At 64.5% G+C, this 14,205-nt stretch carries 13 protein-coding genes; 8 read left to right on the top strand and 5 right to left on the bottom strand.

Going from position 1 to position 14,205, the window contains the following annotated elements:
* Positions 1–26: 26 nt before the first annotated feature.
* Positions 27–290, bottom strand: a complete 264-nt coding sequence (locus tag ACEN8U_RS26455) for a hypothetical protein (RefSeq protein WP_013587634.1) — start codon at positions 288–290, stop codon at positions 27–29.
* Positions 291–585: 295 nt separating this feature from the next.
* Here ACEN8U_RS26455 and ACEN8U_RS26450 point away from each other — a divergent pair, with 295 nt between their 5' ends.
* Positions 586–2,460, top strand: a complete 1,875-nt coding sequence (locus tag ACEN8U_RS26450; RefSeq protein WP_310106081.1) for a tetratricopeptide repeat-containing glycosyltransferase family protein — start codon at positions 586–588, stop codon at positions 2,458–2,460.
* A 13-nt stretch (positions 2,461–2,473) separates the two neighbouring features.
* Positions 2,474–4,234 carry a hypothetical protein gene (locus ACEN8U_RS26445; RefSeq protein WP_310106084.1) on the top strand — a complete coding sequence of 587 codons (1,761 nt, stop codon included), beginning with the start codon at positions 2,474–2,476 and terminating at the stop codon, positions 4,232–4,234.
* A 98-nt stretch (positions 4,235–4,332) separates the two neighbouring features.
* Here the strand turns inward: ACEN8U_RS26445 and ACEN8U_RS26440 are convergent, their stop codons facing one another.
* Complete coding sequence (locus tag ACEN8U_RS26440) at positions 4,333–4,839, bottom strand: OmpA family protein (RefSeq protein ID WP_310106087.1); 507 nt, start codon at positions 4,837–4,839, stop codon at positions 4,333–4,335.
* A gap of 238 nt (positions 4,840–5,077) precedes the next feature.
* Here ACEN8U_RS26440 and ACEN8U_RS26435 point away from each other — a divergent pair, with 238 nt between their 5' ends.
* The 6 genes from ACEN8U_RS26435 to ACEN8U_RS26410 all read left to right on the top strand — a co-directional run bounded on the left by ACEN8U_RS26435 (position 5,078) and on the right by ACEN8U_RS26410 (position 10,843).
* Complete coding sequence (locus ACEN8U_RS26435) at positions 5,078–5,827, top strand: chorismate--pyruvate lyase family protein (RefSeq protein WP_310106090.1); 750 nt, start codon at positions 5,078–5,080, stop codon at positions 5,825–5,827.
* Positions 5,827–6,300: a DNA-deoxyinosine glycosylase gene (locus ACEN8U_RS26430; RefSeq protein ID WP_013587639.1), complete on the top strand. Its 474-nt coding sequence runs from the start codon at positions 5,827–5,829 to the stop codon at positions 6,298–6,300. The genes ACEN8U_RS26435 and ACEN8U_RS26430 overlap by 1 nt, the downstream gene beginning before the upstream one ends.
* Positions 6,297–7,208: a spermidine synthase gene (locus ACEN8U_RS26425; protein WP_310106091.1), complete on the top strand. Its 912-nt coding sequence runs from the start codon at positions 6,297–6,299 to the stop codon at positions 7,206–7,208. The genes ACEN8U_RS26430 and ACEN8U_RS26425 overlap by 4 nt, the downstream gene beginning before the upstream one ends.
* A gap of 484 nt (positions 7,209–7,692) precedes the next feature.
* Positions 7,693–7,932 (top strand): DUF3311 domain-containing protein, encoded by a 240-nt coding sequence (locus ACEN8U_RS26420; protein ID WP_013587641.1) that lies wholly within the window; start codon positions 7,693–7,695, stop codon positions 7,930–7,932.
* Positions 7,932–9,482, top strand: coding sequence for a monocarboxylate uptake permease MctP (mctP, locus tag ACEN8U_RS26415; protein WP_013587642.1), 1,551 nt, complete (start codon positions 7,932–7,934; stop codon positions 9,480–9,482). Before ACEN8U_RS26420 ends, mctP begins: the two co-directional genes overlap by 1 nt.
* A gap of 116 nt (positions 9,483–9,598) precedes the next feature.
* Positions 9,599–10,843 (top strand): FUSC family protein, encoded by a 1,245-nt coding sequence (locus ACEN8U_RS26410; RefSeq protein WP_310106093.1) that lies wholly within the window; start codon positions 9,599–9,601, stop codon positions 10,841–10,843.
* Here the strand turns inward: ACEN8U_RS26410 and ACEN8U_RS26405 are convergent.
* The 3 genes from ACEN8U_RS26405 to ACEN8U_RS26395 all read right to left on the bottom strand — a co-directional run bounded on the left by ACEN8U_RS26405 (position 10,840) and on the right by ACEN8U_RS26395 (position 14,170).
* Complete coding sequence (locus ACEN8U_RS26405) at positions 10,840–11,283, bottom strand: VOC family protein (RefSeq protein ID WP_013587644.1); 444 nt, start codon at positions 11,281–11,283, stop codon at positions 10,840–10,842. The two genes, ACEN8U_RS26410 and ACEN8U_RS26405, sit on opposite strands and share 4 nt — an antisense overlap.
* Before the next feature lie 387 nt (positions 11,284–11,670).
* A complete protein-coding gene (tal, locus tag ACEN8U_RS26400) occupies positions 11,671–12,624 on the bottom strand; it encodes a transaldolase (protein WP_310106096.1) in 954 nt (317 codons plus the stop codon).
* 325 nt (positions 12,625–12,949) lie between these two features.
* On the bottom strand, positions 12,950–14,170 hold the full coding sequence (locus ACEN8U_RS26395; protein ID WP_310106099.1) for a benzoate/H(+) symporter BenE family transporter: 1,221 nt from the start codon (positions 14,168–14,170) through the stop codon (positions 12,950–12,952).
* Between the last annotated feature and the right edge of the window lie 35 nt (positions 14,171–14,205).

Below are 14,205 nucleotides of genomic sequence, written 5' to 3'. Positions count from 1 at the left end.
CTTCGTCTTACGGCTTGCGTTATGTGCTACACCATCAGCCCATGCAAATGCCGCACTTGTGCAAGTACGCTGCCGGCCAGCTCCTTCGCCTCAAAACTCGAGTGCGGATCGCCCAGTACTTTCGCCGCAAGGCTCCCAATTCCCGCACTGGTTTGCTTTGAGGTGTGGTGCTGCGCGAGTGCGGATCCGGCCAGCTCTTTCTCGATATGCGTGGCGCCCGGACGACGCAAGATGACCGAAGCAAGATGCGCAATGCGGTCAGATGTTTCCTTCACGTTAGTCGTATTCAACCTGATCCCTGCTGATAATTGTTGATTTGCTGGATGCCGCGAGCGCTTTTTCGCACGGGGCGTAAATCATTATGGTTAACTAACTAAAACTTATCAACGACCATAAATTGAGATTGATTTATGAGACGCGGCGCGCGGCATTATCTTGAGAAATCCCGCTTTGAACTGGAGACGTGAGAACCACGCGGGTTCTTTACGTCGGTTTTTGTATAAGCTGCGTGCGCCGAAGTGGTGAGTGGTTAAAACGCGCTCACTCGCTCACTCACACGCGCGCCGCGGCATCTTCTGAATGTTTATGTCCGATTTCGCTCTGGCTGACTCCCCCGTTGTGGTCACTGTGACAACGCCTCGGGAGACGGTGTATCTTCTGTGGTCGATCCTGCGTGAGGAGGGCTTCGAGGCGGCCGTTTCGCGTGCCGCCGAACTGGCCGCCGCGGGCGTCACGCCGCAGTTGCACGCGGACCTGCATGCGAGCGCGGGGCACTTCGAGCAGGCGTACCACAGCGCCTCGCAGGCACAAGCCGAGGCGAATGGCGCGCGCCATGCCCGTCTTGCGTTGTTCGCCGACGCGTCGGGCCGCGGCGAGGTCGCGCGACATCACAGTGATATGGCGGTCGCCGCGCAGCCGCCCGCCGCGACGCTCGAATGGATCGTCTGGCTGATCAACCACTGCGGCGCGCATTCGGCAGCGGCGCACATGCTGCGCGCCTATCAGCGGCGCGAGCCCCGGGACGCACGCGGGCCGTGGTGGCTCGCCATCTCACTTGGCGCGCTGGACGGGCCCGGCGTCCGCGATGAGCGCCGCACGGCGCTCGCCCGCGCGCATGCGCTTGACCCTGCCGTCGCTCCCGCGTTGCCGCTCCAGCTTGCTCTGGCATTGCGCGAGGCGCGCGACTGGCCCGCGCTCGAGCAGGTTTGCCGCGAAGCGCTGGCGCGCAACCCGGCGGACGCGGAAATGGCGTGGCAGCTCAGTCACGCGCAATGGCAACGCAACGACGCGCCCGCGGCAGAGGCGACCATGCGTGCCGCCCACGCTGCGTCGCCGGGCAATGCGGACGTGCTGGCGGCCATCGGTTTCTACTTGTGCGAGCAGGCGCGCTATGAAGACAGCGAGGCCATGCTGCGTGAAGCGCTCTCAGTCAATCCGAACGCGGTGACGCCAGCAGTCGATCTCGCGGATCTCGAACTGCGGCGTGGCGCGTGGACAAGCGGCTGGAAGCGTTTCGAGGCGCGCCTCGCGCGCGACGACCGCGAGCCGAACAACATCGTTTCGGTCATGACGCGCCTGTGTCCGCGCTGGCAAGGCGAGACGCTCGCGGGCAAGACGCTCGTCGTGCACAGCGAACTAGGCAACGGCGACGACATCCATATGGTGCGCTATGTGCCGCAGCTCGCTGCACGTGTGCACGAGCAGGGCGGCAGACTGGTGCTGTGTGTGAGGAAGTCGTTGCACGCGCTGCTCAAGCGCTTCTACGAGGACTGCGTGTCGATCGAGGACGGGCCCCTCGGCGCCCCGAATTTCAGCTTGCCGATGATGAGCCTGCCGCTGGTGCTGGATCTGCAGCCGCAGCAGGTACGCGGCGATGCCTACCTGCACGCCGATCCCGGCAAGGTCGCCGTGTGGCGCGAGCGGCTGCACGGGCAGCAGCCGCAGGCAAAGTTGCACGTCGGGCTGGTGTGGGCCGGCAGCCCGACGCATCGTCGTGACGACAGGCGCTCCATTGCCCGCACAGCGCTTGAACCGCTGCTGTCGCTCGCCGACGTTGCGTTCTATTCGCTCACGCCGGGACGAGCGGCCGACGTGGCTGTCATGAACGCACAGGGCTATTCCGTCTGCGACATGACAGCGGATTACCCGACAGGATTTGACGACGTCGCGGCGCATCTCTGCGCGCTCGATGCGCTTGTCACGATTGACAGTGCGCCGCTGCATTTGGGCGGCGCGCTCGGGCGCCCCGTGTTCGGAATGCTCGATCACGTGTCGCATTGGGCTTGGGGCAATGACGAGACGCAAGCGTGGTACGACTCGCTCGAATTTTTCCGGCAGCCGGAGCCTGGGCAATGGGCTCCGGTGGTCGAGCGAGTCACGGCGCGTCTGAAGGCGCTGATGGCTGCGGGCGCAGGCAACGTCAGTCCGGACTCGCCGGCGCATCCCGTCGTGAACGGTTAGCGGCGGCACAGCCATGATCGATCAAAGCTTATCAGGTTCGTCCGGCCATTCATCCAGCGATGCGTCCACCCATGCATGCAGCAATCAGGCACTGCCGAATGATGCAGACGCACTGCATCAGCTCGGCCTTGCCTATTTTCGTGAGGGCGCTATCGACCGCGCGTGCGAGCAGCTCGATCAGGCACTGCATGCCGCGCCGCAGCGTGCGGATTTCTGGGAGCACCGCGGCTTGCTTGCCGCGTTAAGCGGCGAGCGGATCGCGGCGGAGGCGTACTACTATCGGGCGTTGAGCATCAGCGGGGGCAGTGCCAGCCTGCATCGGAATCTGGCGGATTGCCTGAAGCTTTCCGGTCGACTCGACGAGGCGCGTCGGCACTATTTGAACGCACTCGGTTTCGAACCGGCGTTGCACCATGCCGTTCGCGCGCTCGCGCAGATCTGTACGGAGCAGGCGCGGCATGCCGAAGCGGCCGACTTCTGGCTGCGTGCATGGGCGCTCGACACCTCGAGCATCGCGGACGCGTTTGCGCTGATTGCGGCGTTGTCAAAGGCCGCGCGCGATGCCGAGCTCGACGCCCTGTTGCCTGCACTGCGCGCCCGCTGCGCCGCAGACGCCGCCGCGCTCCAGCAGCTTGCCTTTGCTCTGAACAGCGCCCAGCGTTTTGCCGACGCGCTCAGTGTCGCGAGACAAGGGCTTGCAGTCGATCGGCAGGACGCATGGTTGCATCACAATGCATCGTTCGCGCTCAATATGCTCGGCGAATTCGAAGACATGCATATGCACGCCGCCGAGGGCGCGCGTCTTCTGCCGGGCAACGCGCTGATGCAGTTCAATCTCGCCGCGGCGCAACTGCGCGCGGGCGATTTCGAGCGAGGCTGGGTGCAGTACCGCTGGCATGACGCATTGCCCGAAAACCACGACCTCGTTCGCCCGGATTATCCCGAATGGCAAGGCGAGCGGGTGTTCGGCTGCCGGTTCCTGCTGATCGGGGAGCAGGGGCTGGGCGATCAGATCCAGTTTCTGCGCATGGCCCACTGGCTGCATCGGCGTGGCGCCCAGGTAGACGTGTGGGTCGAGGAGCCGCTGGGCGAGGTCGCGCGCCATGCTGCCGGCGTGCACGCGGCGTGGACTACGGCGCCGCCAGGTCCCTACGACTTCTGGTGCCGCATGCTGCGCATGCCCGCACAGATGAATCTCCAGCTGTCCATGTTGCCGCTCGCCACGGCATATTTGCGCGCCGAGCCTTCGAACGTGCAGCGTTGGCGTAGCCGTTTGGAGGCGCGCGGCACCGGGCCGGCGCAGTATGCGTCCGAAAAGCGCGTCGGCATTGTGTGGGCAGGCAACCCGGCATATGGGCTGGATCGTTATCGGTCTATTCCGCTCGCGCAATGGCGGGGGCTTTTTGACCAGGCCGGCGTGCGTTGGTTTTCGCTACAGAAGGGCGATGCGCAACTGGACGCCGCAGCATCGTTCGACCATATCGACATGCGGTGCCTTGGCCCCGAGATTCACGACTTTGCTGATACGCTCGCGATCATTCAATCGCTCGATCTGGTGATTACGGTGGACACCGCCGTTGCGCATCTGGCGGGCGCATGCGGCACGCCGGTCTGGGTGCTGGTGCCGACATTCACGGATTGGCGCTGGATGGTCGCGCGCGACGATAGTCCGTGGTATCCGTCAATGCGTCTTTTCAGGCAGCGCGAGTTGAACCAATGGAGACCGGTGCTGGCTGACGTCGCAAAGGCGCTCAAGGAGTACGTTGAACGGTGAACCGGATGTGTGAGGCTCATCCGGCTTCAAAGGTCGATGCGGGCCGGAGCCGACCCAGCCTGGGCTTGGCCTGGCTTGGCCTGGCCAAGCGGCGGTCTTTACTTCTTACCCATCAAGGTGTCCATCGTCTCCCCACGCACGACGATTTCCGTGCGACGGTTGAGCGCACGTCCCTCGGGCGTGTCGTTGCTCGCCACCGGATTGTTGTACGCGTTGCCCTTCGTGCGGATACGCTCCATCGGCACGCCGCGTGCGACGAGCGCGTAGCCCACGGCGACCGCGCGCGCTTCGGAGAGCTGCTGGTTGTATTCGAGCGTGCCGACGTTGTCCGTATAGCCTTCAACGATGATCGGTTTCTTGCTGCGCTTGAGCAGCACGGCGGAGCGGTCGACCACCGCGCTCGCGTCGGGGCGCACTTCCGACTTGTTGAAATCGAACAGCGCTGTTTCGGGCAGCTTGACGGCGACGCCGTTCGCGACGGGCGCGACCTCGATGCCCGCGGCCTTGTTCAACGACATCTCCGTATCGCGGTTGAGCGGCGCCGTGCAGCCCGCCATGAACAGCACCGACATTGCGAAGGCGCTGGTAGCCAGAAGTTTTTTCATGTTTGTCCTCTCGTTCGTATGCGGATGGGAAGGCGAGCCCATCGACAGCGGGCCATCGCCGGTTCGTAAAGCACGGAGGTTTTATCGCGCGCGGCGGTGGGCGGAGAATCGGACCTTTCCGAAAGAGGCGGCTTCGCGCTGGCTTTTGATAGCGATCAGGCGGTCATCGTCCAATGCCGGAAAAGGCGCCCGTGGGCGTGGCAATGGTCTGACAGGCGCGCCGTTATAATCCGATCCCATGCCTATCCGTTTCGATGCCGCCGACGCGCACTGGCGCGTCGCTCCCTTGCCCGGTTTGAGCGCCCCGCAGAAAGACTGGTTGACCCGCGGCGGTTCCTTGACCGCGCATCTGCGCGTGCTCGGCGCGGTCGCCGTGCGCGTCACGCGTGAAGCCGTGGCGTTGCCTTGGGCTGACGAGCATGCGGCGCTCGGTCTTCACGCGCGCGCGCCGGTGTGGGTGCGCGAGGTCGTGCTGTCCGTCGACGGGGTGCCGTTTGTCGCCGCGCACAGCGTTGCGCCTCTCGCCGCAAGCGTCGGCGTGTGGCAGGCTACGCGGCGCTTGCGCACGCGCCCGCTTGCCGAGCTGCTGTATAGCGACAGCAGCGTCGCGCGTTCGGCACTGGTCAGCCGCCGCGTGACCGGACGGCATCCGCTGCACAGGCTGGCCGCGCGTGAGGTTGGCGGAACGCCGCCGCATGCGATGGTTGCCCGCCGCTCGGTGTTCGAGCGGCATGGCGCACCGCTGATGGTCACCGAATGCTTTTTGCCGGCGCTATGGGTGCATCCCGCGTCGCGGTCGCCGGCGGCGGGCGAAGTGGGTAGTCCGGCTGCCGCCGAGACCGCCCATTGCGCCGATCCTGCGCATGCAGTGCACCCGCGCCATCGCGAGCACGGTCGCCCGCTGGAGCACAGGGCTTCTCGCGCGCATTTCACGGCGCATTCCACGGGGCATCCCGCCGCCCCTGCCGCCGGCGAACGGAGCCGCTGATGTTGCGCGGTTTCCCGCCTGTCGTCGCCGCCGACACGCATACGCTCGTTCTCGGCAGCTTTCCCGGTGAGGCGTCGCTCGCGGCGACGCAGTACTATGCGCATCCGCGAAACCAGTTCTGGCGGCTTCTCGGCGCGGTGCTCGACGAGCCGCTCGCCGAACTCGTCTACGAAGAGCGGCTGCGGCGGCTCCTGTCGCACGGCATCGGCGTGTGGGACGTGCTGGCTGCCTGCCATCGCGAGGGCAGTCTCGATGCGGCGATCCGCAATGCCCAGCCGAACGACTTCGCGTCCTTGCGGGACCACGCGCCGTTGCTCAGAAAGGTCTGCTTCAACGGCAAGACGGCGGGCCGCTTCGCGCCGGTGATCGGCGCGGCGGGCTATACGACGCTCGTCTTGCCTTCGTCGAGTCCGGCCAATGCTATGCTCTCGTTCGATCAAAAATTGCGCCTGTGGCGCGACATCCTTACATGACGAAACTCATCAAGCGCGCTTCGGCTGAAGCGCGTGCATTCCGCAATCGCACCGCCGACGGCGCGGGCAAACGGGGAGCGGTGCGCAACAGCCATCGCGCGGCGCGCGAGGACGACCTGCACGACGCGCCGCAAATCGACACGCCACGCAAGCCGCGTTTTGCGCCCGTCACCTTCTCGGAAGAGGGCGGCGTGCGCTATCTGCATTTCGGCACGGAATGGGTGCAAGGCGCGATGCGCCTGCGCAAGCCGGATCACATCGAACTCGAATACGCGCAGCAGATGATGGCCTGGCTGCTCTTCATCGAAACGCCGAGGCGCATCGTGCAGCTCGGTCTCGGCGCCGCGGCGCTGACCAAGTTCGCGCACCGCTTTCTGAAGCGCGCGAAGGTCGAGGCGGTCGAGGTCAACCCGGCCGTCGTGGTGGCCGCGCGCACCATGTTCGAGTTGCCGCCGGACGACGCGCGCCTCACGGTGCATGAGACCGACGCGTGGGACTTCGTCAACGACCGCGCGAACCATGGCACGATCGGCGCATTGCAAATCGACATTTACGACGCGACGGCGCGCGGCCCGGTGCTCGACAGCGTGGGCTTTTATCGCGCGGCGCGCGCGTGTCTGACGGACGCGGGCGTGGTCACGGTGAATCTGTTCGGCGATCACCCGAGCTTCGTGCGCAACATGAAGCGTCTGAACGAAGCGTTCGACGGCCGTGTGCTCGCGCTGCCCGAAGTGCATGACGGCAACCGCATTGCCATCGCGTTCTCGGGCCCCGCGCTCGAGGTGCCTTTTACGGCACTGCAGGCGCGCGCCAAACTGATCGAAAGCGAGCTCGGCTTGCCGGCACGCAAGTGGATCAAGGGACTGCAGGAGTCGACGGGACAGACGGGCGCGTCGTTCGTCATCTGATCGAGGCGCGCATCGAGCGGCCGGGCAGCCATGGCCCGGCCTGATGCAGGAAGCCGCTAAGCGGAAATCGTGAAGCCAGAACCGTCGCATCCACGCGACGGCACACCACGTCCTGATCCATCTCGCATCGAGGCGGTGATGCGCGCTTTCGCCGTCTCCTTCGAAGGCCGCCAAGGCCATGAAAGAAGGCGCTCGCGCGCTGGCTACCGCGCCGTGCGGCAGCATACGCCGCGCCACCTCTTCCCGAAACACGCTCCGCTGAAACGCCGTGCGGCCGGCTTCAGCAGCCGCGCCGCCGCCTCGGGTCGTCCCTGCTTGACCGCACGTTCGCGGCTCCTATACTCTTTCGAAGCTTTCGGGGCACTCGTGTCCCATGCGGGGCGATCCTCCGCGGGCGTGCTACCGCGAGGCGGCTCTCCGCTTTGGGGGTTCACCACCCGTCGAACACGGGCCAACATTTCAATAATAGGGAAGAGGAGACGTCATGGCTCACGACGCCGACGCGAACAAAGCCAGCAAGCACTGGCTCTGGTTGTTGCTGTTGCCCTGGATCGCCATGGTCTGGGTGCCGTCGTATAACAAGGTCGAACCGGTGCTGTTCGACTTTCCGTTCTTCTACTGGTATCAGCTCCTGTGGGTGCTGATCAGCGCGGTCATCACGGCGATCGTGTACTTCAAGACCAGGACGCGCTCGTCGGGCCGTCCGCAGGGGGACGCACGATAATGAACGCCATCGCAACTTTCGTCTTCGTTCTGTTTTTCATCGGCGTCACGATTCTCGGCTTCATCGCGGCGCACTGGCGGCGCGGCGACCTCGCCCATCTCGAGGAGTGGGGCCTCGGCGGCCGGCGCTTCGGCACCATCGTGACGTGGTTTCTGCTGGGCGGCGATCTCTATACGGCCTACACGTTCATTGCCGTGCCGGCGCTCGTATTCGGTGCGGGCGCAACGGGTTTCTTCGCACTGCCGTACACGATCCTGATCTATCCGTTCGCGTTCGTCGTGTTTCCGAAGCTGTGGAGCATCGCGAAGCGTCAGGGCTATGTGACCTCGGCGGACTTCGTGTCGGCTCGCTACGGCAGCCGCATGCTCGCGCTCGCCATCGCCGTGACCGGCATCGTCGCGACGATGCCCTACATCGCGCTGCAACTCGTCGGCATCGAAGTGGTGATCGGCGCGCTCGGCTTCGACACCAAGGGCTTTGTCGGCGACCTGCCGCTCATCATTGCATTTGCGATTCTTGCGGCCTACACCTACACGTCGGGTCTGCGCGCGCCGGCCATGATTGCCGTGGTCAAGGACATCCTGATCTACATCACGATCTTCGCCGCGATCATTGTGATTCCGCCGCAACTGGGCGGCTTCGGCCACATCTTCGGCGCCGTGCCGCCAGCCAAGCTGCTGCTGAAGGCGCCGGACGTATCGAGTTTGAACGGCTACAGCGCGTATGCGACGCTCGCGGTCGGTTCGGCGCTTGCGCTCTTCCTGTATCCGCACTCGATCACGGCGGTGCTGTCGTCGAAATCGGGTAACACGATCCGCCGCAATATGGCGATGCTGCCGGCTTATTCGCTCGTGCTCGGCCTGCTCGCGCTGCTCGGCTTCATGGCGCTCGCTTCGGGCGTGAAGGACATGCCGGAATTCGCGCCGTACTTCAAGGCCTTTGGCCCGAACTTCGCGGTGCCTGCCCTGTTCCTGCACTTCTTCCCGTCCTGGTTCGTAGGCGTGGCGTTCGCGGCGATCGGCATCGGCGCGCTGGTGCCGGCGGCGATCATGTCGATCGCGGCAGCCAACCTGTACACGCGCAACATCCATAAGGAGTTCGTCAACCGCAACATGACGCACGACCAGGAGACCAACGTCGCGAAGCTGGTCTCGCTGATCGTGAAAGTTGGCGCGGTGGCGTTCATTCTGGGCTTGCCGCTCACGTATGCCATTCAGTTGCAGTTGCTGGGCGGTATCTGGATCATTCAGACGCTGCCGGCTATCGTGCTCGGACTCTACACGCGCGTGCTCGACTATCGCGGCCTGTTGCTCGGCTGGGCGGCCGGCATCGCGACGGGCACGTGGATGGCGATTTCGCTCAAACTCGCCGGCTCGATCTTTACGATTCACCTGTTCGGCATGGCCATTCCGGGTTATGCCGCAGTGTGGTCGCTGATCGTGAACCTGGTCGTGGCGGTCGTGGTGAGCCTGCTGGTGCGTGCGTTCGGCATGCAGCGCGCCGAAGACCGGACGCGTCCCGAAGACTATCTGGACGTGGTCGAAAGCTAAAAGGCAGTGCAATAAGACAAACGCCCGCGGACGAAAACTCCGCGGGCGTTTGTATTTCATGCGCACTCCAGGGCACGATAGCGGAACTTCCTACGAACGCGTTGCCCGCTCCCGCCATGGCTTCTGCCGATTCCCGCCCCGTCGTTGCTCGCCGTTCGGCGGCGAGCCGCATGGTTCGCGCGGTCACGTCGCCGTATTACCGCTATCGGCACGCAAAAGTCCTGCACAGTCTGCGCGTCGGCGTTGCCATGCTGTTCTCGATTCTGGCGACCACCGGTATCGACATTCCGCACGGCATCTGGTCTTCCGTGACGTTGCTGGTTGTGATCGGCGGCTTGCAGCATCACGGCAATATCCGCAAGAAAGCGGCGGAGCGGGCGGTGGGCACGCTGCTGGGTGCCTCGATCGGGCTGCTGCTGATTGTGCAGCAGAATTTCATCGGCTCGCTGCCGCTCACCTACGTGCTGATGTCTGTCGTTGCGGCGATCTGCGGATGGTTCGCGATCGGCGCATCCGGGTATATCGGGCTCCTGACGGCTATCACCATGTGTATCGTCGCGGGGCACGGCGACAATCTGATCGACGTCGGCCTCTGGCGCACGCTGAACGTGCTGATCGGCATTGTGATTGCGCTCGCGTTTTCCTTCGCGTTGCCGTTGCACGCCACTTATTCGTGGCGTTACGGGCTCGCCGCCAATCTGCGCGAATGCGCGCGCATCTACACGCGTTTGCTGGAAGGCGAGACGATCAGCGAAGAGGAGCAGGTGAAGCGCTTTCTCGAGATCAACCGGCGGCTTGTGCAGCTGCGCTCGCTGATGCCTTCGGTGGCGAAGGAAATCGACGTGCCGCAGGCGAAGCTCGAGGAGATCCAGCGCTTGCATCGTTCGGTGCTCAGTTCGTTGGAATTGCTGGCGACGGGCCCGCTGATGCAGGCCGACGCCGCCGCCCGCACCGCCTACGCGCACCAATGCGGCGCCGAGGTGCGGGAAGTCCGCGGAATTTTGCTGGCGATTGCGCGCGGCCTGCGCTTTGGGCGCGCGACGCATTTCGGGATTCCGGCGGGTGAGGCGGTGGGGGCGGGCGCGGCAGGTGCGGCGGCGAGTGTTCCGGTGGGCGGCCTGCCGACGACGGGCGCTCCCGCAGCGAACGCTCTGCCAGCTTCAGTTTCGGAGCCGGGCATTCCAGCCGTGCCGCCGCCCGCGCCCGCTGACACCACCCTAACGCTGCCGCCTCATCTGCAAGGACCGTACTGGCTCGGGCAGCGCCTCGCTGAGCAGGTGGAGCGCTTGCGCGCGGCGCTTCTCGAAACCGAGCCTAACTGGAATATCGAGCGGCACTCGCGGGTCTTGCAGAAGGTTTAGGCGGCTCTGCCGCTCACCGACGTCTCACCAGGCGGCAGCGTCACCATCCACATCAGGCCGAAGCGGTCTACCACCATGCCGAAACCCTTGCTCCAGAAGGTTTCGCCCCACGGCATGACGATCTGGCCGCCGTCGGCGAGCGCGTTGAAGTATTTTTGCGCCGACGCCGTGTCGTCTGCTGTCAGCGAGAGACTGAAGCCGTTCAGCGGCTTCGCGTCCTGATCGCAGTGGCCGTCGGACGCCATCCATTGGGTGGAGCCCATCTGCACGTTCGCGTGCATGATTTTCTCTTCGACGCCGGCACGCGGCGGGTTCTGCGCATCGGGCGGCGCGTCCTTGAAACGCATCATGAACGTGACCTCGGCGCCGAGGTGCTGGCGGTAATAATCGAGCGCTTCTTCGCAACGCCCGTTGAAGAATACGTACGGTTGAACTTCCATCGTCGTCTCCCGAAATATGGATCTGGAACGCCCTATGCCGGACGGCAAGACAAACAGCGGGCGTGCAGACCATTTTAGGCAACGGCGTTCGGGCGATTGTGACTTTGTGTCGTTGAGAAAAGACGGACAGCGAGAGAGTGTGGCGCGACAAGCTGAGGCGAAGCGCTGGTGTGACGAGCTGGCGAAATTCAGTGGCTGAGCCGCGAAGCAAACGCTCACGGACGCGCACCGACGCGCACACACGGTAAACGGCGGGTAAACGGCGGGTAAACGGCGCGCGGCCCCGATCTACACGATTCGGGGCCGCGTGTTGCGCTCGCACCGCGGCTATGTGCCATCGCGGCCATGGTCGCCGCAAGCAGCGGCAACAGGAAGCGCCTACGCGCCTTAACGCAGCGCTTCGATCAGCTTTTCCAGCTTGATTGCGTCGGCGGCAAATGCGCGGATGCCTTCCGCAAGCTTTTCCGTTGCCATGGCCTCGTCGTTGACGAGGAAGCGGAACGACGGCTCGTCGACCGGCACGCGCTCGATGTTCGCGTCTTTCGAGCTGTCCGGCGAGAGCTTGCGCTCGACCTTGTCCGTGCTTTCATGCAGCTTTTGCAGCAGGTCCGGGCTGATGGTCAGCAGATCGCAGCCGGCCAGTTCCAGAATCTGACCGGTGCTGCGGAAGCTCGCGCCCATCACCTCCGTCTTGTAGCCGAACTTCTTGTAGTACGCGTAGATGCGGCGCACCGACTGCACGCCCGGGTCGTTCGCGCCGCCGTCTTTCGCTTCGTCCCACGCGCTGCCGGCATTTTTCTTATACCAGTCGTAAATACGGCCTACGAACGGCGAGATCAGCTTCGCGCCTGCCTCCGCGCACGCCGCGGCCTGAGCGAGCGAGAACAGCAGCGTCATATTGCAGTTGATGCCTTCCTTTTGCAGCACTTCGGCGGCGCGCACGCCTTCCCACGTGGAAGCCAGCTTGATCAGCACGCGCTCGCGGTCGATGCCGTGATCCTTGTAGAGCGCAATCAGTTCGCGGCCCTTGGCGATCGAGCCCTGCACGTCGAACGAGAGACGCGCATCGACTTCCGTCGACACACGCCCCGGGATGATCTTCAGAATCTCGGTGCCGAATGCGATCAGCAACTGGTCGATGATCGCGCCCAACGGCTTGGATGCATGATCTTTCACCGTCTTTTCGAGCAGCGGACGGTAGTCGTCCTTTTGCACGGCCTTCAGAATGAGCGACGGATTGGTGGTCGCGTCCTGCGGCTTGTACTGCGCGAGCTGCTGGAAGTCGCCGGTATCGGCCACGACCGTGGTGTATTGCTTGAGTTGATCGAGTGCGGTTGTCATATTCGTGCCTTCAGGGCGCATGCGCCATGGTTCAGGAGAATGAGTTGCCGCCGGACTGAAAGACCGCTTCAGATCCGGTGGCCGCGAGTTACGCTGCAGCGCCTGCCCGGGTTGCCGCGGGCTCGGCATGATCTTGCCGGGAAACGCTGCCGGATGCTTCTATTTTATGGCGGATCGCCTGATGCAGTATTGACAGCGTGCGCTGCCGATCCGTTCACGCTATTTCAGGCAGGGGCGGCGGCAGTCCAGCTGGGCGGCCAGTCCTGCAGTCCGGCAGTCCGGCAGTCCGGCAGTCCGGCAGTCCGCGCGGCCCGGCCGCGCCGCCTCATGCTCGCCGCGCGTTCAGCACCACTTGTGTCACCACGCCCGCAACCAGCCCCCAGAATGCCGAGCCGATGGACAGCAGCGTGAGTCCGGACGCCGTCACCATGAAGGTGACGAGCGCCGCTTCGCGCTGCCGCGCGTCCTGCATCGCGTTGGTCAGGCCACTCATGATTGAGCCGAACAGCGCGAGCGCCGCCACCGAGACGACCAGTTCGCGCGGGAACGCCGCGAACAGCGCCGCAATCGTCGCGCCGAACACGCCCGCGATCAGATAGAAAATGCCGCACCACACGGCAGCCGTGTAGCGCTTGTCGCGGTTGGGGTGCGCTTCGGGCCCGGTGCAGATCGCCGCCGTGATCGCGGCAAGATTGATGCCGTGCGAGCCGAACGGCGCGAGCAGCAGCGACGCGAGGCCGGTCGTCGAAATCAGCGGAGCCGACGGCGTGGTGTAGCCGTCCGCGCGCAGCACCGCGATGCCAGGCACGTTCTGCGACGCCATCGCGACGACGAAGAGCGGAATGCCGATGCTGATGCTGGCGGCAAGCGAAAACGCCGGCATCGTGAACACCGGATGCGCAATCGCCACCTGGAAGTGGCTGAAGTCGAGTAATCCGAGTGCGCCCGCGGCGAGGGTGCCGGCAATCAGCGTCAGCGGAATCGCGTAGCGCGGCGCGATGCGTTTGCCGACCAGATAGGTCACAAACATCGTCAGCACGAGCGCGGTCTGGAACTGCGCGGCGCGAAATATCTCAATGCCGATCTCGAACAGGATGCCAGCCAGCAAGGCGGCGGCGATGCCTGCCGGAATTTTCTTCATCAGCGTGTCGAACCAGCCTGTCAGGCCGACAACCGTCAGCAGCAGCGCGCAGACGATAAACGCGCCGATCACCTCCGCGTACGGCACGTGCGGCAGCGACGAGACGAGGAGCGCCGCGCCGGGCGTCGACCACGCGATCACGATGGGCGCGCGAAACCGCAGCGAGAGACCGATCGTGCAGAGCGCCATGCCGATCGACAACGCCCAGATCCACGACGAAATCTGTGCATTCGTCAGATGCGCGGCCTGACCGGCCTGAAACATCAGCACGAGAGAACTGGTGTAGCCCGTCATCATTGCGACGAAGCCGGCGACGATAGCGGACAGCGAGGTGTCGGCGAGTGGATTGAAGCGGCCGGGCGGAATGCCGGCGGTGGCCAGTTCAGGCGATGACGAGCGGCGCATGCAAATACTTCTTGTCGTTGACGGTGGAGCGGGGA

The sequence above is a fragment of the Paraburkholderia phenoliruptrix genome, assembly GCF_047325075.1.
Classification (GTDB): domain Bacteria; phylum Pseudomonadota; class Gammaproteobacteria; order Burkholderiales; family Burkholderiaceae; genus Paraburkholderia; species Paraburkholderia phenoliruptrix.
Note: the sequence above shows the minus strand (reverse complement) of the source record. Positions and strands in the feature narration are given on the sequence as shown.

Bases quoted from the DNA above. Each gene is read 5' to 3' on its own strand.
- ACEN8U_RS26450 (WP_310106081.1), top strand. From the start codon at position 586: ATGTCCGATTTCGCTCTGGCTGACTCCCCCGTTGTGGTCACTGTGACA.
- ACEN8U_RS26445 (WP_310106084.1), top strand. From the start codon at position 2,474: ATGATCGATCAAAGCTTATCAGGTTCGTCCGGCCATTCATCCAGCGAT.
- ACEN8U_RS26440 (WP_310106087.1), bottom strand. From the start codon at position 4,839: ATGAAAAAACTTCTGGCTACCAGCGCCTTCGCAATGTCGGTGCTGTTC.
- ACEN8U_RS26435 (WP_310106090.1), top strand. From the start codon at position 5,078: ATGCCTATCCGTTTCGATGCCGCCGACGCGCACTGGCGCGTCGCTCCC.
- ACEN8U_RS26430 (WP_013587639.1), top strand. From the start codon at position 5,827: ATGTTGCGCGGTTTCCCGCCTGTCGTCGCCGCCGACACGCATACGCTC.
- ACEN8U_RS26425 (WP_310106091.1), top strand. From the start codon at position 6,297: ATGACGAAACTCATCAAGCGCGCTTCGGCTGAAGCGCGTGCATTCCGC.
- ACEN8U_RS26420 (WP_013587641.1), top strand. From the start codon at position 7,693: ATGGCTCACGACGCCGACGCGAACAAAGCCAGCAAGCACTGGCTCTGG.
- mctP (WP_013587642.1), top strand. From the start codon at position 7,932: ATGAACGCCATCGCAACTTTCGTCTTCGTTCTGTTTTTCATCGGCGTC.
- ACEN8U_RS26410 (WP_310106093.1), top strand. From the start codon at position 9,599: ATGGCTTCTGCCGATTCCCGCCCCGTCGTTGCTCGCCGTTCGGCGGCG.
- ACEN8U_RS26405 (WP_013587644.1), bottom strand. From the start codon at position 11,283: ATGGAAGTTCAACCGTACGTATTCTTCAACGGGCGTTGCGAAGAAGCG.
- tal (WP_310106096.1), bottom strand. From the start codon at position 12,624: ATGACAACCGCACTCGATCAACTCAAGCAATACACCACGGTCGTGGCC.
- ACEN8U_RS26395 (WP_310106099.1), bottom strand. From the start codon at position 14,170: ATGCGCCGCTCGTCATCGCCTGAACTGGCCACCGCCGGCATTCCGCCC.